Origin of the sequence: Micromonospora sp. WMMD710, assembly GCF_029626045.1 — a bacterium.
Lineage (GTDB): Bacteria > Actinomycetota > Actinomycetes > Mycobacteriales > Micromonosporaceae > Micromonospora.
Genome location: NZ_JARUBD010000001.1, coordinates 35,881 through 59,039, shown reverse-complemented (window position 1 = coordinate 59,039; position 23,159 = coordinate 35,881). Strand labels below are relative to the sequence as shown.

At 73.0% G+C, this 23,159-nt stretch carries 18 protein-coding genes; 7 read left to right on the top strand and 11 right to left on the bottom strand.

What is annotated here, in order from left to right:
- The 3 genes from O7620_RS00280 (at position 1) to O7620_RS00270 (ending at position 3,789) form a co-directional block, all read left to right on the top strand.
- Entirely contained in the window at positions 1-969 is a 969-nt protein-coding gene (locus O7620_RS00280; RefSeq protein WP_278121116.1) for a carbohydrate ABC transporter permease, read from the top strand.
- Positions 970-1,035: 66 nt separating this feature from the next.
- Positions 1,036-2,082: a LacI family DNA-binding transcriptional regulator gene (locus tag O7620_RS00275; protein WP_278121115.1), complete on the top strand. Its 1,047-nt coding sequence runs from the start codon at positions 1,036-1,038 to the stop codon at positions 2,080-2,082.
- A 48-nt stretch (positions 2,083-2,130) separates the two neighbouring features.
- On the top strand, positions 2,131-3,789 hold the full coding sequence (locus O7620_RS00270) for a glycoside hydrolase family 13 protein (RefSeq protein WP_278126781.1): 1,659 nt from the start codon (positions 2,131-2,133) through the stop codon (positions 3,787-3,789).
- 372 nt (positions 3,790-4,161) lie between these two features.
- On the opposite strand, the gene O7620_RS00265 is transcribed toward O7620_RS00270, so the two are convergent.
- The 3 genes from O7620_RS00265 to xylA all read right to left on the bottom strand — a co-directional run bounded on the left by O7620_RS00265 (position 4,162) and on the right by xylA (position 8,426).
- Positions 4,162-5,586, bottom strand: coding sequence for an MFS transporter (locus O7620_RS00265; protein ID WP_278121113.1), 1,425 nt, complete (start codon positions 5,584-5,586; stop codon positions 4,162-4,164).
- 215 nt (positions 5,587-5,801) lie between these two features.
- Positions 5,802-7,229 (bottom strand): xylulokinase, encoded by a 1,428-nt coding sequence (gene xylB, locus O7620_RS00260; RefSeq protein ID WP_278121111.1) that lies wholly within the window; start codon positions 7,227-7,229, stop codon positions 5,802-5,804.
- A gap of 9 nt (positions 7,230-7,238) precedes the next feature.
- Positions 7,239-8,426 (bottom strand): xylose isomerase, encoded by a 1,188-nt coding sequence (gene xylA / locus O7620_RS00255; RefSeq protein WP_151490026.1) that lies wholly within the window; start codon positions 8,424-8,426, stop codon positions 7,239-7,241.
- 78 nt (positions 8,427-8,504) lie between these two features.
- Here xylA and O7620_RS00250 point away from each other — a divergent pair, with 78 nt between their 5' ends.
- Positions 8,505-9,743: an ROK family transcriptional regulator gene (locus O7620_RS00250; protein ID WP_278121109.1), complete on the top strand. Its 1,239-nt coding sequence runs from the start codon at positions 8,505-8,507 to the stop codon at positions 9,741-9,743.
- Between the two features lie 125 nt (positions 9,744-9,868).
- On the top strand, positions 9,869-11,530 hold the full coding sequence (locus O7620_RS00245; protein ID WP_278121107.1) for a PP2C family protein-serine/threonine phosphatase: 1,662 nt from the start codon (positions 9,869-9,871) through the stop codon (positions 11,528-11,530).
- Between the two features lie 44 nt (positions 11,531-11,574).
- Here the strand turns inward: O7620_RS00245 and O7620_RS00240 are convergent, their stop codons facing one another.
- Entirely contained in the window at positions 11,575-12,219 is a 645-nt protein-coding gene (locus O7620_RS00240) for a MarR family winged helix-turn-helix transcriptional regulator (protein WP_278121106.1), read from the bottom strand.
- Between the two features lie 97 nt (positions 12,220-12,316).
- On the opposite strand from O7620_RS00240, the gene O7620_RS00235 reads away from it, so the two are divergent.
- The gene (locus tag O7620_RS00235) at positions 12,317-13,447 is read left to right on the top strand and encodes a PP2C family protein-serine/threonine phosphatase (protein ID WP_278121104.1); all 1,131 of its coding nucleotides are present in this window, start codon (positions 12,317-12,319) and stop codon (positions 13,445-13,447) included.
- Positions 13,448-13,456: 9 nt separating this feature from the next.
- Here the strand turns inward: O7620_RS00235 and O7620_RS00230 are convergent, their stop codons facing one another.
- The 7 genes from O7620_RS00230 to O7620_RS00200 form a co-directional block, all read right to left on the bottom strand.
- Positions 13,457-14,923: a sugar transferase gene (locus tag O7620_RS00230; RefSeq protein WP_278126779.1), complete on the bottom strand. Its 1,467-nt coding sequence runs from the start codon at positions 14,921-14,923 to the stop codon at positions 13,457-13,459.
- 232 nt (positions 14,924-15,155) lie between these two features.
- Positions 15,156-16,913 (bottom strand): substrate-binding domain-containing protein, encoded by a 1,758-nt coding sequence (locus tag O7620_RS00225; protein WP_278121102.1) that lies wholly within the window; start codon positions 16,911-16,913, stop codon positions 15,156-15,158.
- A 138-nt stretch (positions 16,914-17,051) separates the two neighbouring features.
- Positions 17,052-18,089 carry a lactonase family protein gene (locus tag O7620_RS00220; protein WP_278121100.1) on the bottom strand — a complete coding sequence of 346 codons (1,038 nt, stop codon included), beginning with the start codon at positions 18,087-18,089 and terminating at the stop codon, positions 17,052-17,054.
- Positions 18,090-18,227: 138 nt separating this feature from the next.
- Positions 18,228-18,830 carry an ATP/GTP-binding protein gene (locus O7620_RS00215; protein WP_278121098.1) on the bottom strand — a complete coding sequence of 201 codons (603 nt, stop codon included), beginning with the start codon at positions 18,828-18,830 and terminating at the stop codon, positions 18,228-18,230.
- Positions 18,811-19,203 (bottom strand): DUF742 domain-containing protein, encoded by a 393-nt coding sequence (locus O7620_RS00210; RefSeq protein ID WP_278126777.1) that lies wholly within the window; start codon positions 19,201-19,203, stop codon positions 18,811-18,813. Before O7620_RS00210 ends, O7620_RS00215 begins: the two co-directional genes overlap by 20 nt.
- On the bottom strand, positions 19,190-19,612 hold the full coding sequence (locus tag O7620_RS00205) for a roadblock/LC7 domain-containing protein (protein WP_278121097.1): 423 nt from the start codon (positions 19,610-19,612) through the stop codon (positions 19,190-19,192). The genes O7620_RS00210 and O7620_RS00205 overlap by 14 nt, the downstream gene beginning before the upstream one ends.
- Positions 19,612-22,110, bottom strand: coding sequence for a nitrate- and nitrite sensing domain-containing protein (locus O7620_RS00200; RefSeq protein ID WP_278121095.1), 2,499 nt, complete (start codon positions 22,108-22,110; stop codon positions 19,612-19,614). Before O7620_RS00200 ends, O7620_RS00205 begins: the two co-directional genes overlap by 1 nt.
- A gap of 446 nt (positions 22,111-22,556) precedes the next feature.
- Between O7620_RS00200 and O7620_RS00195 the strand changes: the two genes are divergently transcribed.
- Positions 22,557-23,153 carry a hypothetical protein gene (locus O7620_RS00195; protein ID WP_278121094.1) on the top strand — a complete coding sequence of 199 codons (597 nt, stop codon included), beginning with the start codon at positions 22,557-22,559 and terminating at the stop codon, positions 23,151-23,153.
- Positions 23,154-23,159: the final 6 nt, after the last annotated feature.

The following is a 23,159-nucleotide window of genomic DNA, read 5'->3' as shown; positions in this document are numbered from 1 at the left end:
ATGACGACCGCAACGCCGACCGTCGCCGCCGGCGCCCAGAAGACCGACGGCACGCCGTCCACCACCGCCGCTCGGGTCCGCAAACGCCTGAACAGCCGTACCGCGACGCTCGTCTCGATCGTCATCGCGGTGGTCTGGACCATCCCAACCTTCGGTCTGTTCATCTCCTCCATCCGGCCCGAGGACGACATCAAGACGACCGGTTGGTGGACCGCGTTCACCAACCCGCAGTTCACGCTGGAGAACTACCAGCAGGTGCTGTTCGGACGGTCGTCGTCCTCCGGGCAGCTCGCCAGCTACTTCATCAACTCGCTGGCGATCACGATCCCCTCGGTGCTCTTCCCGCTCGCCTTCGCGGCCCTGGCCGCGTACGCGCTGGCGTGGATCAACTTCCGAGGTCGGGACTGGCTCTACATCGCGATCTTCGCGTTGCAGATCGTCCCGCTGCAGATGGCCCTGGTGCCGCTGCTGAAGTTCTTCTCCACCGGCGTGACCCTCGGCGGCATCACCCTGATGCCGGCCTGGGATCTGGTCGACGAGCAGAAGTTCGCCCAGGTGTGGTTCGCACACACCTGCTTCGCGCTTCCGTTCGCGGTCTTCCTGCTGCACAACTTCATCGCGCAGCTCCCGGGAGACCTGATGGAGGCGGCCCGGGTCGACGGTGCCACCCACCCGAAGATCTTCCGCACCATCGTGCTGCCGCTGATCACCCCGGCGCTGGCCGCGTTCGGCATCTTCCAGTTCCTCTGGGTCTGGAACGACCTGCTGGTGGCGCTGATCTTCGCCGGTGGCGGCAACGAGACCGCCCCGCTCACCGTCCGGCTGGCTGAGATGGCCGGCACCCGGGGCAACGAGTGGCAGCGGTTGACCGCCGGAGCGTTCGTCTCGATCGTCGTACCCCTCGTTGTTTTCCTGTCCCTGCAGCGTTTCTTCGTGCGAGGTCTGCTCGCCGGCAGCGTCAAGGGCTGACCCGCTTGCCCGCCGCCGCCTGGCCCCTCGGGCGGCGGCGGGCGCCGGGCACCGAGCGGGGGAACCGTGACCAGGATTGATGATGTCGCCCGGCTGGCCGGGGTCTCCACGGCCACCGTCTCGCGGGCGATGCGCGGACTGCCGACGGTCTCGGCCGCCACCCGGCGCAGGGTGCTCGCCGCCGCCGAGCAACTCGACTACGAGGTGTCGCCGAGCGCGTCGCGGCTCGCCGGTGGCCGGACCGGCACGGTCGCGGTGGTGGTCCCCCGGATCACCCGCTGGTTCTTCAGCACCGTCGTCGAGGCGGTCGAGGAGTACCTCCACGAGTCCGGCTACGACCTGTTGCTCTACAACCTGGGCGGCCGTGAACAGGTACGCCAGCGGGTGCTGCGGACGGCGAACCTGCACAAGCGGGTCGACGCCGTGATGCTGGTCGCCACGCCGCTGCGGCCGGCCGACCTGACCGCGCTGGCCAACCTGGATCTGCCCGGCGTGACCATCAGCTCGGGCACCACAGTGCCCACTTGGCCGTGTGTGCGCATCGACGACATGGCCGCCGCGCGCACCGCCACCCGGCACCTGCTCGACCTCGGCCACCGCCGGATCGCACACATCTCCGGCGACCCCGACCAGCACTTCGTCTTCACCGCCCACGCCGATCGGCGCCGGGGCTACCAGGCGGAGCTACGGACGGCGGGTCTACGCCTCGACCCGAGCCTGGATATCGAGTCGTCATTCACCATCGACGGCGGCACCCGGGCCACCGCCGAGCTGCTGGCCCGAGGTACGCCACCGACCGCCATCGTCGCGGCGTCCGACGAGATGGCGATGGGCGCCATGGCCGCGCTGCGGGACGCCGGACTGCGGGTGCCGCAGGACGTCAGCGTGATCGGCATCGACGACCACGACCTGGCGGGAGTGCTCGGGCTCAGCACCGTCGCCCAACCCGCCGCCGAGCAGGGCCGGCTGGCCGCGCGGATCCTCCTCGACCCACTCGGCGCCCGTACCCTCGGCCCGATCGTCGGGCAGCGCGGCACCGGTCGCGACACACCGGTGATCCTGCCGACCCGGCTGGTCGTCCGGGACTCCACCGCACCACCCCGGGCACACTGACCCCGGGCACACTGGAACCTCAACCACAGCAAGACACGGGAGAAGACCCTGAACACCGATCCGACGCAGCAGACCGCCACCGGCTGGTGGACCGAGGCCGCCATCTACCAGATCTACCCCCGCTCGTTCGCTGACTCGGACGGCGACGGAATCGGTGACCTGCCCGGCATCACCGCCCGCCTCGACCACCTGGTCGAGCTGGGCGTGGACGCGGTGTGGCTCTCCCCCTTCTACCCGTCGCCGCAGGCCGACGCGGGCTACGACGTGGCCGACTACCGCGACATCGACCCGCTGTTCGGTACCCTCGCCGACGCGGACAAGCTGATCGCCGAGGCCCGGTCCCGCAACCTGCGGGTGATCGTGGACCTCGTGCCCAACCACACGTCCTCGGCGCACCGCTGGTTCCAGGCGGCGATGTCGGCCGCCCCCGGCAGCCCGGAGCGCGCCCGGTACATCTTCCGGGACGGCCTGGGCCCGGACGGCGACCAGCCGCCGAACGACTGGCAGAGCGTCTTCGGCGGTCCAGCCTGGACGCGCACGGTCGACCCGGACGGGCGACCCGGCCAGTGGTACCTGCACCTGTTCGACACCGGTCAGCCGGACCTCAACTGGGACAACCCGGAGGTGCACACCGAGTTCCTGGACGTGCTGCGGTTCTGGCTGGACCGTGGTGTGGACGGCTTCCGGGTCGACGTGGCGCACGGCCTGGTCAAGCAGGCCGACCTGGCCGACTGGCAGGAGCCGCAGGAGATCCTCTCCGGCAACGAGGTGGACAAGCCCCGCCCGCCGATGTGGGACCAGGAGGGCGTGCACGAGATCTACCGGCAGTGGCGGCAGGTCCTGGACAGCTACGCCGGTGAGCGGGTGCTCGTCGCCGAGGCGTGGGTGGAACCGGCCGAGCGGCTGGCCCGCTACGTCCGCCCGGACGAGATGCACCAGGCGTTCAACTTCGAGTACCTGCTCGCCGCGTGGACCGCGCCGGCCCAGTACGCGGTGATCACCCGCTCGTTGGAGGCGACCGACTCGGTCGGCGCGCCCACCACCTGGGTGCTGTCCAACCACGACGTGGTGCGGCACGCGTCCCGGCTGGGCCTGCCGATCGGCGGCGGCCGACCCAATGGCATCGGCATCGGCGACCCGCAGCCGGACGCCGCGCTCGGCCTGCGCCGGGCCCGGGCAGCGACCCTGCTGATGCTGGCCCTGCCCGGTTCGGCGTACCTCTTCCAGGGCGAGGAGCTGGGGCTTCCCGAGCACACCACGCTGCCGGACGAGGCCCGGCAGGACCCGACCTGGGTGCGCAGTGGGCACACCCAACGCGGCCGCGACGGGTGCCGGGTGCCGATCCCGTGGGAGGCCGACGCCCCGTCGTACGGTTTCGGCCCGACCGACGCGAGCTGGCTGCCGCAGCCTTCGCTCTGGGCGGAGTACGCCCTGGACCGGCAGCGCGGCGTGCCCGGCTCGACGTACGAGCTGTACCGCACGGCGCTGCGGCTGCGCCGCGCCCACGGGCTGGGCCGGGGGACGTTGGAGTGGCTGTCCTCCGGCGATGAGGTGCTGACCTTCCGCAACGGCGAGCTGACCGTGCTCACCAACTTCGGTGACGCCCCGGTGCCGGTCCCGGCCGGCGCAGAGGTGCTCGCCGCCAGCGCGCCGCTGGACGACGACGGCGCGGTCCCCACCGACGTGACCGTCTGGCTGCGCGGCTGACCTGATCCGACCTGACCCAACCTGATCCGACCCGATCCGGCCCACCCCGCCGCCCCGCCGACCCGTGCTCACGGGCGGGCCGGCGGGGTGGGCCGGCTCGCTTTGGAGTTGATGTCGCAAACGGATCACGTCGGCGGACCGCCGACTGGCACCCTTCGCGGAACGCGCGCGGCGGCCCCTCGTCGCGCGGCCGGGCCACCCTCGTGCCGCTCCCGCACCTCCGCGCCCGAGCGCCAAGATCGCGCTGCGTCCAGGATGTAGTGGCCTCGATTCGGCGCGAGGCCACTGGAACACGGAAATAGCGCGATCTTGACGGGCGGGTCCGGCGACGCGCGCGGGCCGGCGGGCGGGCGGTGCGCGCCGCAGGCGGGGTCAGAGGCGGTCGGCGCGGGTGTGCAGCAGGTCGTGCACGTTCTCGATATCCGCCGGTGACGTCCGCGAGGCGAGCCAGTACATGACGCCGGTGGGAATGAAGAAGAGCTGGAACGCGGCCAACCCGACGGCGAAGTTCAACGGCGGTGGGAACGCCGTACGCAGGCCCTGGAAGGCGGCCCCGACCAACCCGTTGCCGGCCGCCCGACCGACCCCGTTGACCAGGTTGCCCAGGCTGTAGACGGTGCCCCGGTGCTCCGGCGGGTTCACGTCGGCGATCAGCGCGAACCAGTTCGGCGAGTTGGCCGAGGTCAGCGCGAGCGCCACGATCGCGGTGAGCAGGCTCAGCCCGACCGATGGTTCGGTGAACACACTGGCCAGCACCGCACCGACCACCGCGCCCCCGCCCGCGCCGTCCGGCACGTCGATGGTCACCGGCACGAAGAACAACACCAGGTAGAACGGCAACGCGGCGAGGATTCCGACGGCCGCGACCATCGCCCGGCCCCGAGGGGTACGCCGTTGCACGGCGTCACCGACCAGCCCGCCCACGATGGAGAGCACCCCGCCGAGCTGGAACAACGTGGCGAAGACGCTGCCCACCACCACTGCGGTCGACTCGGAGTAGCCCTGGGCCTCGGCCCGTTCGGCGAACAGCACCGGCAGCCAGACCAGCGAGCCGAAGGCGGCCTGCGCGGTCAGGCCCTGCAGGATCAGCCACCGGTTGGTCCGCCGGGCGAGGATCCGCGGCAGGTCGGCGCGGCTGATCCGGTAGTCGTACTCGGCGCCGGCGTTCAACGCCCCGGCCAGCTCCGGTTCGCTCTGGCCCCGCCGGATGTCGTAGGTGAACAGGTATGCCAGGGTGGCGGCCAGGCCCACACCGGTCAGCAGCAGGAACGGCCGCCGCCAGTCGCTGGCCCCGAGCAGCCCGCCGACGAGCGTTCCCGCCAGGGTTCCGACGCCCTGGGACAGCCCCCAGAAGCTCATCACCAGCCCTCGACGGGTTGGTGAGATCAGGTCGGTGACCACCGAGTAGCCCACCGAACCGACGGCACCGAGGCCGACCGCCGCGACGAGTTGGGCGACCAGGAACGTGAGGTACCCGCCGGCGAACGCGCTGCCACCGATGCCCGCCGCCCAGAGCAGCGTGCCGACCATGAGCAGCGGCTTGCGGTTGGTCCGGTCACCGACGTACGCCCAGCCGACCGCGGCCACCGCGCTGACCAGGAAGCTGACCGCGGTGACGAGCCCGAGCAGCCGCTCCGACACGTCGAACGCGCCGGCGATCGGCTTGTACAGCGGCGGGACCAGCCCGATCGCCACGTTGTCCAGTGCGGCGAGCAGCACGAACACCACGACGCTGTACAACCGGTGCGCCCGGCCACCGCCCCGGGCCCGCCGAGGCCCGCCCCTGGCAACTGTCATGACCGGCAGCCAACCAGAGGCGGCAGACGACGCCGTACCTGGGTGCTCCTGTCACCCGTCCGTCCGCAGGGCGGCGATCGGCTCGACCCGGGAGGCGCACCGGGCCGGGTAGATCCCGGCCAACAGGCCGACCACGGCACCGAGCAGCGCCGATCGGGGCGGTGACCAACGGTGCGGCTACGAAACGGTAACGACCATATCGGTGCGCGTCGAGGTCAGCGCCGGTCGAGGACCAGCCCACGGGCCGCCGCGTACCGCTCCCGGACGGCGGGCACGGGCTCGGCCGCGTACTCCTCGGTGCCCTTGACCTCCCAGACCGGTGCCGTCGGACCGCCCAGCGCGACCCAGGCGGCCTGCCGGGCGGCGCCGTCGGCGACATACTCCCCGGCCGGTGGGACGACCACCGGGCAGCCGAACACCTGCGGTGCGATCCGACGGACCGCGGCGGACCGGGCCCCGCCGCCGATCAGGATGACCCGGCGGGCGGTGGCGCCCTGCGCCTTCAGCGCGTCCAGGCCGTCGGCGAGCGCGCAGAGCATGCCCTCCACGGCGGCCCGGGCCAGGTGCGCGGGGGTTGACGTGCGCAGGGTCAGCCCGTGCACCGCGCCGGTGGCGAGCGGACGGTTCGGGGTCCGTTCCCCCTCCAGATAGGGCACCATGACCAGCCCGTCCGCGCCGGCCGGCGCGGAGAGCGCCAGGTCGGCCAGCTCGTCCAGGCCGACGCCGAGCAGCGCGGCGGCGGCGTCCAGCACCCGCGCGGCGTTGAGCGTGGCGACCAGCGGGAGGAACCGACCGGACGCGTCGGCGAAGCCCGCCACGGCGCCGCTCTCGTCGGCCGCCGGCACGTCGGCGACGCTGAACACGGTGCCGGAGGTGCCGATCGACACGATCACGTCACCCGGGCCGGCACCGACGCCGAACGCGGCGGCGGCATTGTCGCCCGTGCCCGCGCCGAGCAGCGCGCCACCGGCCCCACCCAACTCGTCGGCCAGCTTGCCCGCCGACTCTGCCGGACCGAGCACCTCCGGCACGATCAGCTGCCGACCGAAGCCCTGCTCCAGCAGGTCCAGTCGATACTCGCCGGTGGCCGGCGACCAGTAGCTGGTGCCGCTGGCATCACCCCGGTCGGTACGCAGCGCGCCCAGGCCCGGTGCGCCGGCCAGCCGCCAGGTCAGCCAGTCGTGCGGCAGGCACACGGCGGCGACCCGGGCGGCCAGCTCCGGCTCGTGCCGGGCCAGCCAGCGCAGCTTGGTGAGGGTGAAGCTGGCCACCGGGACGCTGCCGGTGGCCTCGGCCCAGAACCGACCTCCCGCCGCGCCGCCGCCAGCCTCCTCGATCAGGTCGGCGGCGGCGTCAGCGGATCGGGTGTCGTTCCACAGCAGAGCCGGACGGACCACCCGGCCGTCCTCGTCGAGGCAGACCATGCCGTGCTGCTGGCCGGCGACCGAGACCGCCGCCACGTCGGCCAACCCGCCGGCCTGGTCGGCGGCGCTGCGCAGCGCCTGCCACCAGGCTTCCGGGTCGACCTCGGTGCCGTCCGGGTGCGGTGCCCGGCCCTGCCGGAGCAGGGCGCCGGTCTCCGCGTCCCGGATGACCACCTTGCAGGACTGTGTGGACGAGTCGACGCCCGCGACCAGCGGCATGGCGCGGCCTCAGCGAGCGCCGAGCAGGTGCTCGACGGCGAGCTGGTTGAGCCGGACGAAGGCGAAGCCCCGGGCGGCCACCGCGTCCACGTCGACATCCTCGAACGCCGACCGGTCGGCGAGCAGCTCGTCGTAACCCTCGCCGTCGTTGAGCGTCGGCGTGCTCAGCTCGCCGACCTTGCTCGCGGCCAGCGCCTCGACGACCTCCGGGTCGGCGCGGAAGGCCGCCGCCCGCTCCTTGAGCAGCAGGTACGTGCTCATGTTGGCAGCCGCCGACGCCCACACCCCGTCCATGTCCTCGGTCCGGGAGGGCTTGTAGTCGAAGTGCCGGGGGCCGTCGTAGGTCGGCCCGCCGTTCGGGCTGCCGTTCTCCAGGAGGTCCACCAGGGCGAACGCGTTCATCAGGTCACCGTGGCCGAAGACCAGGTCCTGGTCGTACTTGATGCCGCGCTGGCCGTTGAGGTCCAGGTGGAACAGCTTGCCCTGCCAGAGCGCCTGCGCGATGCCGTGGGCGTAGTTGAGCCCGGCCATCTGCTCGTGCCCGACCTCGGGGTTGAGGCCGACCATCTCCGGGTGGGCCAGCTGGGAGATGAAACCGAGCGCGTGCCCGATGGTGGGCAGCAGGATGTCGCCGCGCGGCTCGTTGGGCTTGGGCTCCAGGGCGAACCGCAGGTTGTAGCCCTTGTCGATGACGTACTGGGTGAGCAGGTCGACGGCCTCGCGGTAGCGGTCCAGGGCGGCGCGGACGTCCTTGGCGACGTCGTACTCGGAGCCCTCGCGGCCACCCCACATGACGAACGTGCTGGCGCCCAGCTCGGCGGCCAGGTCGACGTTGCGCAGCACCTTACGCAGGGCGTAGCGGCGGACGTCGCGGTCGTTGCTGGTGAAGCCGCCGTCCTTGAAGATCGGGTGGGTGAAGAGGTTGGTGGTGACCATCGGCACCACGAGGCCGGTCTCGTCGAGGGCCTTGCGGAACCGGGCGATGTGCTGGTCGCGGGTGGCGGCGTCGGCCCCGAACGGGATCAGGTCGTCGTCGTGGAAGGTGATGCCGTACGCGCCCAGCTCGGCGAGCCGGTGCACCGCCTCGACCGCGTCGAGCTCGGGGCGGGTCGCGTCGCCGAACGGGTCGCGGGCCTGCCAGCCCACGGTCCAGAGCCCGAAGGAGAACTTGTCGGCGGGGGTGGGACGGGGTGCCATGAGCAACCTCCGGGGTGGTGGTGTCCGCTATTTGTTCAGCGATTGAATTATTTGCCCACCGTATGGCACTGTCAAGGGGTGATCCGCACCCACGCCCCGGCCGGCGCGGTCCGACAGGGCAGCCTGCGCGAACTCAACCTCGCCCTGGTGCTCGGCCGGATCGCCGCCGCCGATCGCCCCCCGTCCCGAGCCGACCTGGCCACGGCGACCGGCCTGACCCGGGCCACCGTCTCCGCGGTGGTCGAGGACCTGCTCGCCGGCCGCCTCGTCGACGAGGCCGACCCCGCCCCCCGGGCCGGCGCCGGCCGCCCGGCCCGTGGACTGGTGCTGGCCGACCAGGGACCGGCCGGGCTCGGCCTGGAGGTCAACGTCGACTACCTGGCGGTCTGCGTGGTGGACCTCGCCGGCCAGGTCCGGCACCGCACGGTGCACCGGGCCGACCTGCGCCCGGTCGCTCCCGCCGACGCCCTGGCCCGACTGGTCGAGCTGGCCGGCCAGGCCCGCACCGACGCCGCCCGGCAGGGCCTCACCCTGGCCGGAGCCGCGCTCGCCGTGCCCGGCCTGGTGGACGACGCGGGGCTGGTCCGGCTCGCACCCAACCTCGGCTGGCGCGACGTCGCGGTGCCCGCGCTGCTCGCCGCGCACCCGGCGCTGACCGAGCAGGTGCCCGGCGTACCGGCGTTGGTGGTGGACAACGAGGCGAACCTCGCCGCTCTCGGCGAGCTGCACTCCCGACCGCCCGGCCCGGCCAGCTTCCTGCACATCTCCGGCGAGGTCGGCATCGGCGCCGGGATCGTGCTGGACGGCGCCCTGTTCCGCGGCGTCCGCGGCTGGAGCGGCGAGATCGGGCACCTGCCGGTCCACCCGCAGGGCCGCCCGTGCCGCTGCGGCGGACGGGGCTGCCTGGAGCAGTACGCCGGCCAGGAGGCGATCGTGGCCGCCGCCGGGCTGGCCCGGGCGGAGCTGCCCGCCGACACCGCCACGGCCCGGCTGGCCGAGCTGGCCGGGGCGGGCGACGCGGACGCGCTGCGGGCTCTGCAGGATGCCGGGACGGCACTCGGTGTCGCGGTGGCCGGCGTGGTCAATTTGCTGGACCTGGACACCGTGGTGCTCGGCGGCGGGTACGCCCCGCTGGCGCCCTGGCTGTGCCCGCCGGTGCTCACCGAGGTCGCCGCCCGGGTGCTCACCGCCGCCTGGTCGCCGGTCACGGTGCGGCCCTCGACACTCGGCGCGGAGGCCGCAGCGGTCGGGGCCGCCGGTTCGGTGGTCCGCCACATCATCGCCCGGCCCGCCGGATGGCTGGCCCGCACGGGCTGACCGTCCCCGGCACGCTGGGCGTCTGTCACAGGGCCTCGGTACGCTTGCCGTCAGGCAACGATCCGCAGGCGAGGAGTCCACGGCACCATGCGCACAGGTCGTCAGACGCGGGCCGGCGTCCGGCGGTGACCACGACCCGACAGGGCGGCATCGCCGGTCCGGTCAGCGGCGGTGGGCGGGTACCCCGTCGGCGGGCCGACCAACCGCTCCCGGCCGATTCCCGGTTGGCCCGCGAGCTGCTCGACGGGCTCGCCGAGGCCGTGCTGACCACCGACGAGGCCGGCCGGGTCACCCTGGTCAACGCGATGGCGGCGGAGCTGCTCCCGGAGATCACCGCCGGCACCGAGCTGGGCCGGTGCCCGGTGCCGGCACTGGCCCGGGCTGTCACCGACGACGCCGAGCGCTTCGACGGCGATCATCGCGGCCGCCGGCTGCGCGGCGCGCGGCGGCAGCTCGCCGGCCACCGGTACGCCTGGTACATCCGGGACGTCACCGAGGAGCAGGCCCGCAGTGAGGCCCTGCTGGCCGAGCGGTCCCGCACCGCGTTCCTCGCCCGAGCCGGCAGCCGACTCGGATCGTCCCTGCACCGCGACCAGACGCTGCGGGCCACCGCGACGCTCGCCGTCCCCTACCTGGCCGACGCCGCCGTTGCCCTGCACCGGCCGTCCGCGCCGAACGAGCCGCACCTGCGCTGGGTCCGGTACGCCGACGGCGAGCCGTCCCCGAGCACCGGGCTCGCCGGGCCGGAGCTGACCGACACCGTCCCCGGGCTGACCGAGGCGCTGGCCGGCGACCTCACCGAGCCGAGCCCCTGGCTGGACGCCGACCTCGCCGACCTGGCCACCGTGCTGCCACCCGGGTTCGGCCGCCCCGGCACCGTGCTGGTCAGCCCGATGCGCGCCGCCGGCGGCCCGGCCGGCGCCCTGCTGCTGATCCGCCAGGCCGGGCGGGCCGGCTTCGACCGGCGCGACATCGACCTGGCACGCGAGTTCGCCGCCCGGGCCGGCGCCGCGCTGGCCACCGCCGATTTGTACGGCGAACAGGCCCACCTGGCCCGGGTGCTGCAGACCAGCCTGCTCCCCCCGGAGCTGCCCACGGTGCCCGGCGTCAGCCTGGCCGGCGGCTACCGGGCCGCCGGCGACACCCTGCGCATCGGCGGCGACTTCTACGAGGTGTTCCCACACCGCGACGGCGCCCTGTTCGCGCTCGGCGACGTGTGCGGCAAGGGCGTCGGCGCGGCCGTGCTGACCGGCCGGGTCCGCCAGTCGATGCAGACGCTGCGGCTGGTCGAACAGCGCCCGCTGGAGCTGATCCGGCTGCTCAACCGCGCGTTGTTCGACGCACCCGACGCGGCCCGGCGCAGCCAGTTCACCACCCTGCTGCTCGGCTCCCTGCAACGCGGGCCGACCGGCGTGGACGTGCGGATCGCCGGTGGGGGCCACCCGGCGCCGCTGCTGGTCACACCCGGCGGCACGGTCACCCCGGTCCCGATCGGCGGTATGCCGGTCGGCGCGCTGGCCACCGCCCGATTCGCCGAGACCCGGGTGCACCTCGACCCGGGCGACCTGCTGCTCGCGTACACCGACGGGGTGACCGAGGCGCGTGGCGGCCGGCGTGACGTGGAGATGTTCGGCGAGGACCGATTGCGGGCCGCGCTCGCCTCGGCGGCCGGGCTGCCGCCGGTCGCGCTGGTCGAGCGGCTGCTCCAGATGATCGACGAGTGGCAGGACGGGCAGGCCCACGACGACATCGCCATGCTGGCCGTGTGCGCGTCGGCGCCCCGGTGACGACGAGCCTCACGGTCGTCGTCGTCGCCGCCCGACCGGTCGGATCAGGCGGTCCGCGCCACCGGCGGCTCGCCGGTGGGCCACTCCCGGTGGGTGTCGACCGGCCGGTCCGGGGTGCCGGGCGCACTCGTCCACATCCCGCGGGGCTGCCGGTCCGGATCGCGCGGCAACTCCCCCGCCCGGCCCGGGGGCCGGTCCGGGTCGTCCGGCCAGTCCGCCCGGCCGGTCGGTCGGTCCGGGTCCTCCGGTCCACCCGGTACCGGCGCGTTCTGCGCCTGCTGCCGACGAGCGGTCTCGTCGAATTCCCGCATCCCGCGCAGCAGTGCGTCACGGCCGGCCGGGCTCATCCCGGTCAACACGGCGGTCAGCCGCGCCTGACGGTCCGCCCGCAGCTCGGCGAGGAGCCGGCGAGCCTCCGGGGTGAGGTGCAGGGCGATCTCCCGCCGGTCGAAGCGACCGGGCTCCCGCTCCAACATCCCGGCGGCGACCAACCGGTCGCAGAGTCGGCTCGCTGAGCTGAGCAGCATGTCGAGCCCGGTGGCGAGCCGACGCAGGTTGATACCGTCGTACTGCTCCACCACCATGACAGCCCGTAACTGGGCTCCGGACAACCGGTTGGTGGTCTCCTCCCGGGCGGATTCCCACACGCTCAGCAGGGCAGCCGCCGCCGCGTCCAGTGCGGCAGCCATACTCGTCTCAGGGTCCGGTGGACCGTTCACTTCGGCCATGGTGGCCCGAGACTACTCCGAACCCACAGGTGGTTGGGCTTTGAGCGAGGGAGTGGTGATGAGCGAACCGGTCAATCGGGCACGACGTGCCCTGAACGAGACACCTGCGGACTGGATCGTCGGCGGTGTCGCGGATGTCCTCGCCACCGCGTACGGGATCACCGACGCCGAGCTGTACCAGGTCGACTACCGGCTTTCGCAGCTGCTACCCCTCACGGAGGGTGACCCCATCACCGGCCCCGGGCACCCCGCGTGGCGCTCCTTCGACCACCAGTCGCCGCTGCTCGCCGACGACACCGGCTGGTTCCCGGTCAGCATGCGCGGTGAGCGACGGGGGGTGCTGCGACTGTCGCCGGTGCCGAACGACCCGGCCGTCCTCAGCGAGCTGGACGAGATCGCGACCGCGCTGGCCCACGAACTGGCCGCCGTCTCCGCCGGCACCGACGTCTACCACGCGGCGCGGCGCAGCCAGCGACTCACTCTGGCCGCGGAGATGCAGTGGGACCTGCTGCCCGGCCGCAGCCGGATCCGACCGTCGTTCAGCCTGGCCGGCCAGCTCGAACCGGCGTACGCGGTGCGCGGCGACAGCTTCGACTGGTCCGACGACGGGGAGCGGCTCTGGCTGTCGACCGTCAACGGCACCGGTGAGGGTGTCGCGGCGTCGCTGCTCACCTCGCTGGCCACCCAGGCGCTGCGCAACGCCCGCCGGGCCGGACTCGACCTGGCCGACCAGGCCGCCCTCGCCGACCAGGCGATCTACGACCTGTACCGGGGTCAGCAGCACATCTCGGCGCTGCTGATGGAACTGGACCTGCGCTCCGGCGTGATGACCGTGGTCGACGCGGGCTCTCCCCGGCTGGTGCTGCTGCGCGACGGTGAGGTCACCCCGCAGCCCCTGGAGGCGCAGTTCCCGCTCGGCATGTTCGAGGCGACGGACTACCACGAGCAGAAGTTCGCGCTGGAGCGCGGCGATCGGGTCTTCGTGGTCAGCGATGGGGTCCTGGAGGCCACCGGGCAGGACGCACGCTACGGCGAGACGGCGCTGGACCGGTTCCTGCGAAGGACCGGTCCGATGGAGCCGCTGGACGCCGTCCGGTCGTTGATCGGCGACCTGCGGGCGTTCGTGGCCGGCGACCTGGTCGACGACGCGGTGGTGGTCTGCCTGGACTGGACCGGCCCGCAGACCTGACCGACGACGTCAGTACGCGCCCCGGCTGTTCAGCACCGCGCCGAAGGTCTTCCAGAGGATGGTGAGGTCGGCGGCGAGCGACCAGTTCTCCACGTAGTAGAGATCGAGTCGGATGCCGTCCTCCCAGCTCAGGTCGGACCGCCCACTGACCTGCCACAGACCGGTCATGCCGGGCTTGACCAGCAGCCGCCGGGCCACGTCGCCGTCGTAGCGGGCCACCTCCGAGGGCAGCGGCGGACGCGGCCCGACCAGGCTCATCTGACCCAGCAGCACGTTGACCAGTTGCGGCAGCTCGTCCAGTGACCACTTGCGCAGCAGCCGTCCGACCCGGGTCACCCGGGGGTCGTCGCGCATCTTGAACATCAGGCCGTCGGTCTCGTTACGGGCGGTCAGCTCGGCGAGCAGCGCGTCGGCGTTCACCACCATGGTGCGGAACTTGAACACCCCGAACTCCTGCCCGCCCCGGCCGACCCGGACCTGGCGGAACAGCACCGGCCCCCGGCTGTCGAGTTTGATGGCCAACGCGATGACCGCGATCAGCGGACAGAGCAGCGCGAGCGCCAGCGACGACGCCGACCGGTCGACGAAGCCCTTCACCAGCTTGCGTGCGCCACGGAACTCGGGTGCCTCGACGTGGATCAGCGGCAGCCCGGCGACCGGCCGGGTGTGGATGCGGGGGCCGGCCACGTCGGTCAGCGCGGGCGCCACCACCAGGTCGACGCCGGTCCCCTCCAACTGCCAGCCGAGCCGGCGCAGCCGGGCCGCGGTCAGCTCACCGGAGGCGGTGACCGCGACGGTGTCCGCGCCGATCGCGGTGGCCGCCTCCGGGATGCCCCGGAACGATCCCACCACCGGTACGTCGCCGAGTCGCTGCGCCACCGGCGCCAGCAGCGCGTCCGGGATGCACGCTCCGACGACCTGGTAGCCGGCGTACGGCTCCCGGCGCAACGTGTGCACCAACTCCAGCACGTGCGCGGTGTCGCCGACCACCAGCACCTTGCGGGACCAGCCGGCCCCACGGGAACGGGCGCGGTGCAGGCGCTTGCGGGCGGCGAAGCGGGCCACCTCCAGCCCGGCGGTGCCCACCGCGAAGGAGATGCCGAGGAAGCCTCGCGAGACACCGACGTCGGCGATGTACCCGGCGATGGCGATCGCGCCGGCCAGTCGCAGGCTGGCGGAACTGACCCGGCGGTACTCGTCCGCGCCGTAGCCGACCACCCGGTCGTCGTAGCAGCCCAACGCCTTGAGCGAGAGCAGCCAGGCCAGCACCAGACCTGGCGCCACCAGCACGTACGGGATCTTCGAGCCGCTCGGTTCCTCGTCACCGAACCGGGCGATGTGCCCGACGAGCAACGCGATGATCAGGATGGTGGTGTCCAGCACCACGAGGACCCGGACGTACGCCCGTTCGTCGGCGCGCTCCACCAGCCCGGCGGGGCGGGGCTTCGGCGTCGCCGTGCTCGCGGGGGTCAACAGCGTCGACGCACTCACCGGCCCTCCCACTCTGCTCAGGACGGCCCCGGCCGACGCGTCGGACCGGAGGCGGACCGACGATGCCGGAACACGTCGACATCCTGCCCCGACAACTATGGCGGCCGATTGCTTCGGACGTATTGCCGTCACTTTTCTTCAGCGGCGATGGACGACCGAAAGGGCCCGCCGTACCCCTGATCAGGTACGACGGGCCCGTGCGTTGCTGTGCGTCGGCTCAGCGCGGCGCCGGGGGGCGCCGGGCGATGGCGCTGAGGAAGATGCTGCCGATCTCGTTCGGGTCCTTCGTGACGAAGACGTCGCCACCGGTCACCTTCGTGATCGACTCCAGCTCGGCCTTGCTGACGCCCTCACCGATACCGATCATGATGACCTGGACCGGCCGCTCCGGATCGGCGACCCGCTTCAGCTCAGCGAGCAACTGGCCCTGGGAGATGCCGTTGCTGTCCTCGTTCTCGCCGTCGGTGAACAGCACGATCGAGTTGACCCGGCCGGGCTGCCAGTCCTCCTGTACCGCCTTGTAGGCGGCCAGGGTGGTGTCGTACAGGCCGGTGCCGCCGTCGGAGGGCTTGACGGTGGCGAGTGCCGCCTCCAGCTGAGCCCGCTGCCCGGAGAGCGGGCCGATGCCGACCAGCTCCTTGTAGTCCCGGCTGCCGACCAGCTTCGTGGAGAAGGTCCACAGGCCGATCGACCAGGAGTCGTCGAAGAGGCCGAGGCCGCGGCGCGCCGCGTCCACGGTGACCTCCTCGCGGCTCCGGTTGTTGGCGGAGGGCACCGGGTCCTTCATCGAGCCGGACACGTCGATGACGGCCAGCATCCGACCGGACTGGGTGGCGATCGACCAACTGGAGACGACCCGCTGGATGGCGGCCGGGTCCAGGCCACCCGCCGCGGTGCCACCGTTCGCCGGTGCGGTCGGCGCGCCGCCGGAGGGGCTCGGAGCACCCTGCGGCGCCTTGAAGCCGTCACCCCAGTTGCCGTCCGGCGCGCGCAGCGACTGCGCCGCCAGGCGGTCGCGGAAGCTGGGACTGGTGAGCAGCTCGAACAGCACCCGGGCCGCCGACGCCTTGGTCGGCTCGATGCCGGGCAGCACCGCGTACGGGTAGTCCAGCGGCATCGGGGCCGGCTCCATGTAGAGCGCGGCGAGCGGTACCGGCGGCTTCTTGCTGTTGTAGGCGATCACGTCCTCTTCGGAGAGCGCCGCCGCACCGAGGCCGCTGGCGATCGACGTGGCGTCGTTCGCGGTCGGGAAGCGGGCCAGCAGGTCGTTGCGCAGCGAGGACCGCCCGGTGGCCAGCGCTCGCAGCGCGCCGACGGTCTTGCCCTGCGTATCGCCGCCGGAGGCGCTGGCGGCCGCGGTCAGCGAGAGCAGGCCGGACAGGCCGGCCGCGTCCCGGGTCGGCTCGACGATCCCGGTGCGCAGCGGGGCGCTGGTGTTGCTGACCTGCTTGAGCAGGTCGGTCCAGTTGAACTTCCTGTTGGGCCAGCCCAGGCGGGCGGCGATCGGCTCGGGCATCGCCACGACGATCGGGCTGCGCGCGATGGGCGCGCCGTTCGTCGGCGCGAACGCGCTCGCCTCCTTCTTCAACCGCAGCAGCCAGGTCGAGGAGTCGGGCACCCACACGTCCGGGCTCACGGCGGTGCCGCTGGCCTGCCCCACACCCGCGAGCACGGCACCGTGCTTCGCCGCCACCACAGCGGCAACGTCGACCGGGTCGGACGCGGACACGTCCACCCGGATGCAGGTGGGCCCCACCGCGGCGCCGTCCTTGACCCACTGGGACGCGGCGGCGTCCACCGCCGGCGCGAGCTCGGGTGCGACCGCCACGGCGAGCCGGATCTCGCCCGAGCAGCTCGGTTGGATCAACTCCCGATAGCCGAACCAGACACCGGTCGTGACGACGAGCACCGTCGCCGTCGCGGCGGCGGCTGCTAGATGGAGTTTCGAACGCATGCGATGGCGGCCTGCTGACACGGTGACCATCTTGCGTACAACGTGCCGTCCGTGCCATAACCGTTCGGACTAAAGTTACACTGAAGAGACAGTTGATCACTGATTAGAGACTCAGCGTGACGACGCAGTCCCGTGGTGTTGCGAAGCCGGCATAACGGTTCACGGCAGCACGCAGGTCGGGCTCGGCACGGGCACCGGTTCCCCGACCGGCTCCGGCACACCGGTGTCGACGTTGCGCCGGAAGACGCGCACCATGTCCGCCCGCTCGTCGGCCACGTAGAGATGCTCGCCGATCACCGCGAAGTGCCGCGGCCACTCGCCGCCGGTGTCCACCTCGGCGACCAGCTCGGGCAACTCCCCCGCGAGATCGAAGACGGCGATGGTGCCGACTCCCCGGTTGGCGACGTAGAGGAAACGGCCGTCCGGGCCGACCGCGACCTCCGACGGCTGGACGTGACCCGAGCGTTCGCTCGCCTCCACCCGACCACGCTGATGCAGCGCGCCGTCCTCGGTCAGCTCGTACGCGGTGACCGAGGCGTCCAGCTCGCCGACGAGGTAGCACCGGCGTCCGTCCGGGTGCCGGGCCAGGTGCCGTGGGCCGGTGCCGGGTGCCGTCCGCACCCGCGGCCCCCGGGGCACCAGCCGCCCGGTCGCGACGTCCAGGTCGTACCGGTAGACCGAGTCCGTGCCGAGGTCCACCGCGAGCAGCGGCCCTCGGCCGGCCCCCGGCGAGACCATGTGGGTGTGCGCCTGCTCCTGACGCTCCGGGTCCGGACCGTGACCCTCGTGCACCACCAGGTCGGTGCGCTCACCGGGGACGCCCTGCTCGTCGAGCGGGAACACCGCGATGCTGCCACCGCCGTAGTTGGCCGCCACCAGGTGCGTGCCGTCCGGGAGCACCGCCAGGTGGCAGGGCTCGGCCCCGCCGGTCGGCCGGCTGCCGAGCGGGTCCAACGCGCCGTCATGACCGACCCGCCAGGCGCTGATCTCGCCGTCCTTCAGCTCGTTGGCCGCGTAGAGGACGGGCTGGGTGGGGTGCCGCGCCAGGAAGGAGGGGGACGGGGTGACCGCGACCGTGCCGAGCGGGGTCAGTGCCCCGGTGGCCGGGTCGCGGCGGGCCGCGACGATGCCGCTGCCCCGTCCGCCGCTCTGCGCGGTGTAACCCCCGATGTGGACGACCTCGCCCTGAGCACTCACGTCCCACCCCTCCGCCGGTTTCCTTCGTCGATCCAACCAGAGGCTGCCCACGAATCCCGCGCGTTAACCGGCTTTCCGGCACCCGGATCGACGCCGCCGCGTGGTCGCCGACGCCGATCCGGGTGGGACGCGCGCGGGTCAGGCGGCCGGCACCGGCTCTCCACGCTGGCGGGCCACGTGCTCCACCAGGGAGATCAACACCAGTTTGCCGGACTGCCGGTCGCGGGCGTCGCAGAGCACCATGGGCACGTCCGGGTCCAGGTCGAGCGCCCGGCGCACGGTGTCCAGGTTGAACCGGCGGGCGTCGTCGAAGCAGTTCACGCCCACCACGAACGGGATGCCGCGCTGCTCGAAGTAGTCGATGGAGGGGAAGCAGTCGGCCAGCCGCCGGGTGTCGGCGAGCACCACCGCGCCGAGCGCGCCGAAGGCCAGCTCGTCCCAGAGGAACCAGAACCGGTCCTGGCCCGGGGTGCCGAAGAGGTAGACCTGAAGATCATCGTTGATGGTGATGCGGCCGAAGTCCATCGCCACCGTGGTGGTCGACTTCCCCTCGACACCGGAGATGTCGTCGGTGCCGATCCCCGCCCCGGTCAACACCTCCTCGGTCTGCAGCGGGCGGACCTCGCTGAGCGCGCTCACCAGGGTCGTCTTGCCGGCCCCGAAGCCACCGGCGATGAGGATCTTCAGTGCCAGCGGGATGGTGACGCCGGAGCCCGCATGGTCAAAGTGCACGGAGTCCACTGACCACCGCCTTGAGAATGTCGTCGTCGGGAAGTTTGCCGGCGCCCGGCGGCTCGTGCACCGCGACCAGGCCCTGGGCGAGGAGGTCACCGAGCAGCACCCGGACGACCCCGACCGCGAGATCCAGCTCGGCCGCCAACTCGGCCACCGACACCGGTTGGCGGGCGAGCGCGACCAGCCGCCGATGCTCCGGGAGCAGCCGGGGATGGGCCGCCGGGTCGAGATCCGATCCGGCGAGCACGAACGCGACCAGGTCGAACCCGTCGGCGGCGGAGCGCACCCGACCGCCGGTGAGGATGTACGGACGCGCTACCGGCCCGGCGTCGTTGTCCAGCCACTCGTGCTGGGGGCCGGGTGGCTCAGCCCACGTCACCGGCACCCGCCGACGGTCGGGCCGGAACGGTGAGGTTCTCCCCCACCCGGATGACCAACATCGCCATCTCGTACGCGACCAGACCGATGTCCGCGTCGGCGTCGCTCACCACGGCCAGGCAGGTGCCCTGGCCGGCGGCGGTGACGAAGAGGTACGCCGACTCCATCTCCACCACGGTCTGCCGGACCGGACCGCCGTCGACGTGCCGGCTGGCGCCCCGGGCCAGGCTGGAGAACCCGGCGGCGAGTGCGCAGAGGTGCTCGGCGTCGGAGCGCTCCAGCTCGGCCGAGGAGCCGAGCAGCAGCCCGTCCGCCGAGAGCACCACTGCTTCCCGGGCGGCCGGGACGCGTTCCACCAACTCGTCGAGCAGCCAGTCGAGGCCGGCGCTCTGCTTCGTCGAATGCGGCACTAGGCGTCCCTCTCAGTCGCGGTCGGTGATTCGGGGGCCGGCACCGGCCGGGGATGCCTCGGTGCGACGGCCCCCGGCTCGGCAGCCGGATCGGTACCCGGGTCGGCGCTGAGCGGGCTGGTCGGATTCGGTCGGGTGGCCGGGCTCGCCGGGTTGGCGCGACCTACCGGAGCGGCTGGGATGGGCTGCGTGTCCGCGTCGCCCGAGCTGGTCTCCGGGGCCGGTGTCGCCGCCGCCGGGGTGACGACGGTGGCGCGCCCCCGGGCGGTGCCGGCCTGGAGGGCGGCCATGACCCGGCGTACCTCCTCCGGAGAGCGGGGCGACGGGGTGTCGGTGATGGTCGAGCGGGATCGGGTGGCGGGGGTCTGCCGACGTACCCGGCGGGGCAGGCCGTCCAGCTCGTCGCCCGCCGCGTCCGGCGATGCCTCGCCGGTCGGCGCGACCGGAGCCGGTGCCGCGACGGGCGGAGGGCTGGCCGGCGGGGCGTCGACGGTGAGCGACCGGGTACGGCCGGTCCGGGGGCGGGGAACGCTGCCGCGACGGACGGTGCGGGCCAGCCGCCGGTCCGGGCCGGCCGGCGCGGCACCCAGCGTGGCCGGGTCGGGACCGGCCGGCGGCTCGGTGGTGACCAGCTCGGCAGGGACCAGCACCACGGCGGTCACCCCGCTGTCCCCGGACGATCGCAGGCGCACCCGGACGCCGTGCCGGGCCGCCAGCCGGGCCACCACGAACAGGCCGAGTCGGGCGCTCTGCGCCGGGTCGAACTCGGGCGAGCTGGTCAGCCGGTTGTTGGCGCTCTCCAGCGCCGTGGCGGACATCCCCAGACCCTGGTCGGTGATCTCCAGGGCGTACCCGTTGGCGACCTGCTCCCCCGAGACCGTGACCCTGGTGTCCGGCGCGGAGAAGGCGGTCGCGTTCTCGATCAGCTCGGCGAGCAGGTGGATGACGTCGCCGACGGCCCGGCCCAGCACGCCGGCCGGCTGCACGGCGGTGATGTCCACCCGGTCGTACGCCTCGACCTCGCTGGTCGCGCCCCGGATCAGGTCGACCATCGCGACCGGGTTGCGCCAGCCCCGGCCGGGCGCGGAGCCGGCGAGGATCACCAGGTCCTCGGCGTGCCGGCGCAGTCGGGTGGCCAGGTGGTCCACCTGGAACAGTTCGGCCAGCTCGTCCGGGTCCTCGGCGCGCCGCTCCATCCGATCCAGCAGGTGCAGCTGCCGGTGCACCAGGCCCTGGCTGCGGCGGGCGATGTTGAGGAAGACCTCGTTGAGCCCTCGGCGCAGGGTGACCTCGTCCACCGCCGCCTGGACGGCCGTCCGCTGCACCTCGGTGAAGGCCCGCCCGACCTCGCCGATCTCGTCGTGGCCGTACTCCAGCGGGGGCGCCTCCCGGGCCACGTCGACCTGCTCGCCGCGACGCAGCCGGGCCACCACGTCCGGCAGGCGGTGTTCGGCCAGCTCCAGCGCGGCGGTGCGCACCCCGCTGAGCCGTCGGACCAGGGTGCGGCCCACCCGCAACGCCACCAGCACCGAGACCACCACGGCGAGGAGACCGAGCACCCCGGCGGCGGCCAGCCGGACCAGGATCCGGACCGCCATCGGCACCGAGCGGTCGGTGAGATCGTCCGCCTCGGCCAGCTCGAAGTCGCGCAACTGCTGCTGGACGGCGTCGTAGCTGGCCTGCCAGGCCGCCGCGTCAACCGGTGGTCGACCGGACCGGTTGGCCGCGACCAGCGCGTCCTGCATGGCGCGCAGGCTGGTGAACGCGGCGCTCTCGGTCAACCGCTGGTACGCCGTGCGCCCGGCCTCGGGCAGGTCGGCCACCGCGCTCTCGGTGAGCCACCGCTGGTTGCCGATGGCCTGCACGAGCTGGGCGTGTTCCCCGTCGGCGAACCGGCCGGCGGTCAGCACGCCGGCCAGCATGGCGTCGGTCTGGCCGAGCAGTTCCCGCGAGCGTCCCAGGGCGGTGAGCGCCAGCGCCTGCCGGTTGATGGCGGGATCGTTCAGGGTCGCCATCCCGGCGAACGCCTGGAAGGCCGCGGAGACCACGCCGCTGTACAGGCCCAGCGCGCCGGTGCGGTCCATCATGCGGTCGTCGATGAAGTCCCGGCCGGTGGGCAGCGCCGCCAGTGCGGTGAGCAGCCGGTCGACGCGGTCCTCCAACAGGTCGTCGGCGGCGTCGCGCAACGCCTCCCCGTCCACCCGACGGCGCAGCTCGGTGATCGCCCGGTCGGTGCGCTGACGCTGCTCGGCGAGGGCCGGCAGCTCGGTGGTGCCGGCAAGCTGCACCACCGACAGCCGGCGTTCGCGTTGCAGCTCGCTGACCACGGCCTCGCCGGGGCGCCCCAGGTCGTAGAGCAGGGTGCGGGCGGAGAGCAGGTTCAGAGCGGGGCCGAAGGTCAACGTCGTCGCGAAGATCCACAGTGCCAGCAACGCGGTCACCGGAGCGACGACCAACGCGGTCAGCTTCGAGCGGATCGGCCAGTCGCGGGTTCTCATCAGACCTCGCCCGTACAGGGGTGGCAGGAGGGGCGCCGGCACCGGCCGGGCAGCACGCGGACCTGCTGCGCCCGGCGGCGACGCCGGACACCGGCGCGCGCGCCTTGGGCAGGATACGTAATCGCGGCCGGTTGCACTACCGCCCGTCGCGCCGACATCGACGCTCCGGAATGCGCCGCCTCCACGCCGGTTGGTCGGCGGGGCGCCCGTTTCGGTACGGGGACGGCTCAGGTGTCGTCGGCGCTGCGCGCCGTTTCACCAAACTCGCTTCTGGAACGAGTCAAGTTTCGCCTCGCGGGAGGGCGGCACCCCACGTCAGGGCCGCAATCGGAAGCGGACCGGAGGGACGTTTCCGGACGGCGGACGCGGGCCGACGAGGAAAGTGCCCCGGAACGGGATTGGCGATCAGTACGCCGAGGGAATACCAGGTGACGAAGGAGGAGCCCATGTCGCCCACGCAGGTAATCGTCATCGTGCTCGTCGTGCTGGTGATCGTCGCCGCGCTGGCCGTGGCCGTCCGGTCGCTCGGCCGGCGCCGCGCGCTGCGCAACCGTTTCGGGCCGGAGTACGACCGGGTGGTGGCCGAGCAGGACAGCCGGTCCGCCGCGGAGCGCGAGCTGCGCGACCGGGAACGCCGGCACGCCGAGCTCACGCTCACCCCGCTCAGCCCGGAGTCCCGGGCCCGCTACGCCGCCGCCTGGGAGGAGATCCAGGTCCGCTTCATCGACTCGCCGGGCGAGACCGTGGGCGACGCGGATGAACTGGTCACCCGGCTCATCGAGGAGCAGGGCTACCCGACTGGGGACTTCTCCGACCAGATCGCCCACCTCTCCGTCGACCACGCCCGCACTCTGACCAACTACCGGGACGCGCACGAGATCCACCTGCGCAACACCCGGGGTGAGGCGAGCACCGAGGAACTGCGCCAGGCGGTGGTGCACTACCGGTCCCTCTTCACCGACCTGCTCGGTGAGGAACCGGTCGGTCACCGCGCACCCGAACAGCGCCACCCGGACACCCCGCACGACGCCACGAGCCGCTGAGGAGGC

Bases quoted from the DNA above. Each gene is read 5' to 3' on its own strand.
- O7620_RS00235 (WP_278121104.1), top strand. From the start codon at position 12,317: ATGAGCGAACCGGTCAATCGGGCACGACGTGCCCTGAACGAGACACCT.
- O7620_RS00195 (WP_278121094.1), top strand. From the start codon at position 22,557: ATGTCGCCCACGCAGGTAATCGTCATCGTGCTCGTCGTGCTGGTGATC.
- O7620_RS00280 (WP_278121116.1), top strand. From the start codon at position 1: ATGACGACCGCAACGCCGACCGTCGCCGCCGGCGCCCAGAAGACCGAC.
- O7620_RS00240 (WP_278121106.1), bottom strand. From the start codon at position 12,219: ATGGCTGCCGCACTGGACGCGGCGGCGGCTGCCCTGCTGAGCGTGTGG.
- xylA (WP_151490026.1), bottom strand. From the start codon at position 8,426: ATGGCACCCCGTCCCACCCCCGCCGACAAGTTCTCCTTCGGGCTCTGG.
- O7620_RS00200 (WP_278121095.1), bottom strand. From the start codon at position 22,110: ATGAGAACCCGCGACTGGCCGATCCGCTCGAAGCTGACCGCGTTGGTC.
- xylB (WP_278121111.1), bottom strand. From the start codon at position 7,229: ATGCCGCTGGTCGCGGGCGTCGACTCGTCCACACAGTCCTGCAAGGTG.
- O7620_RS00265 (WP_278121113.1), bottom strand. From the start codon at position 5,586: ATGACAGTTGCCAGGGGCGGGCCTCGGCGGGCCCGGGGCGGTGGCCGG.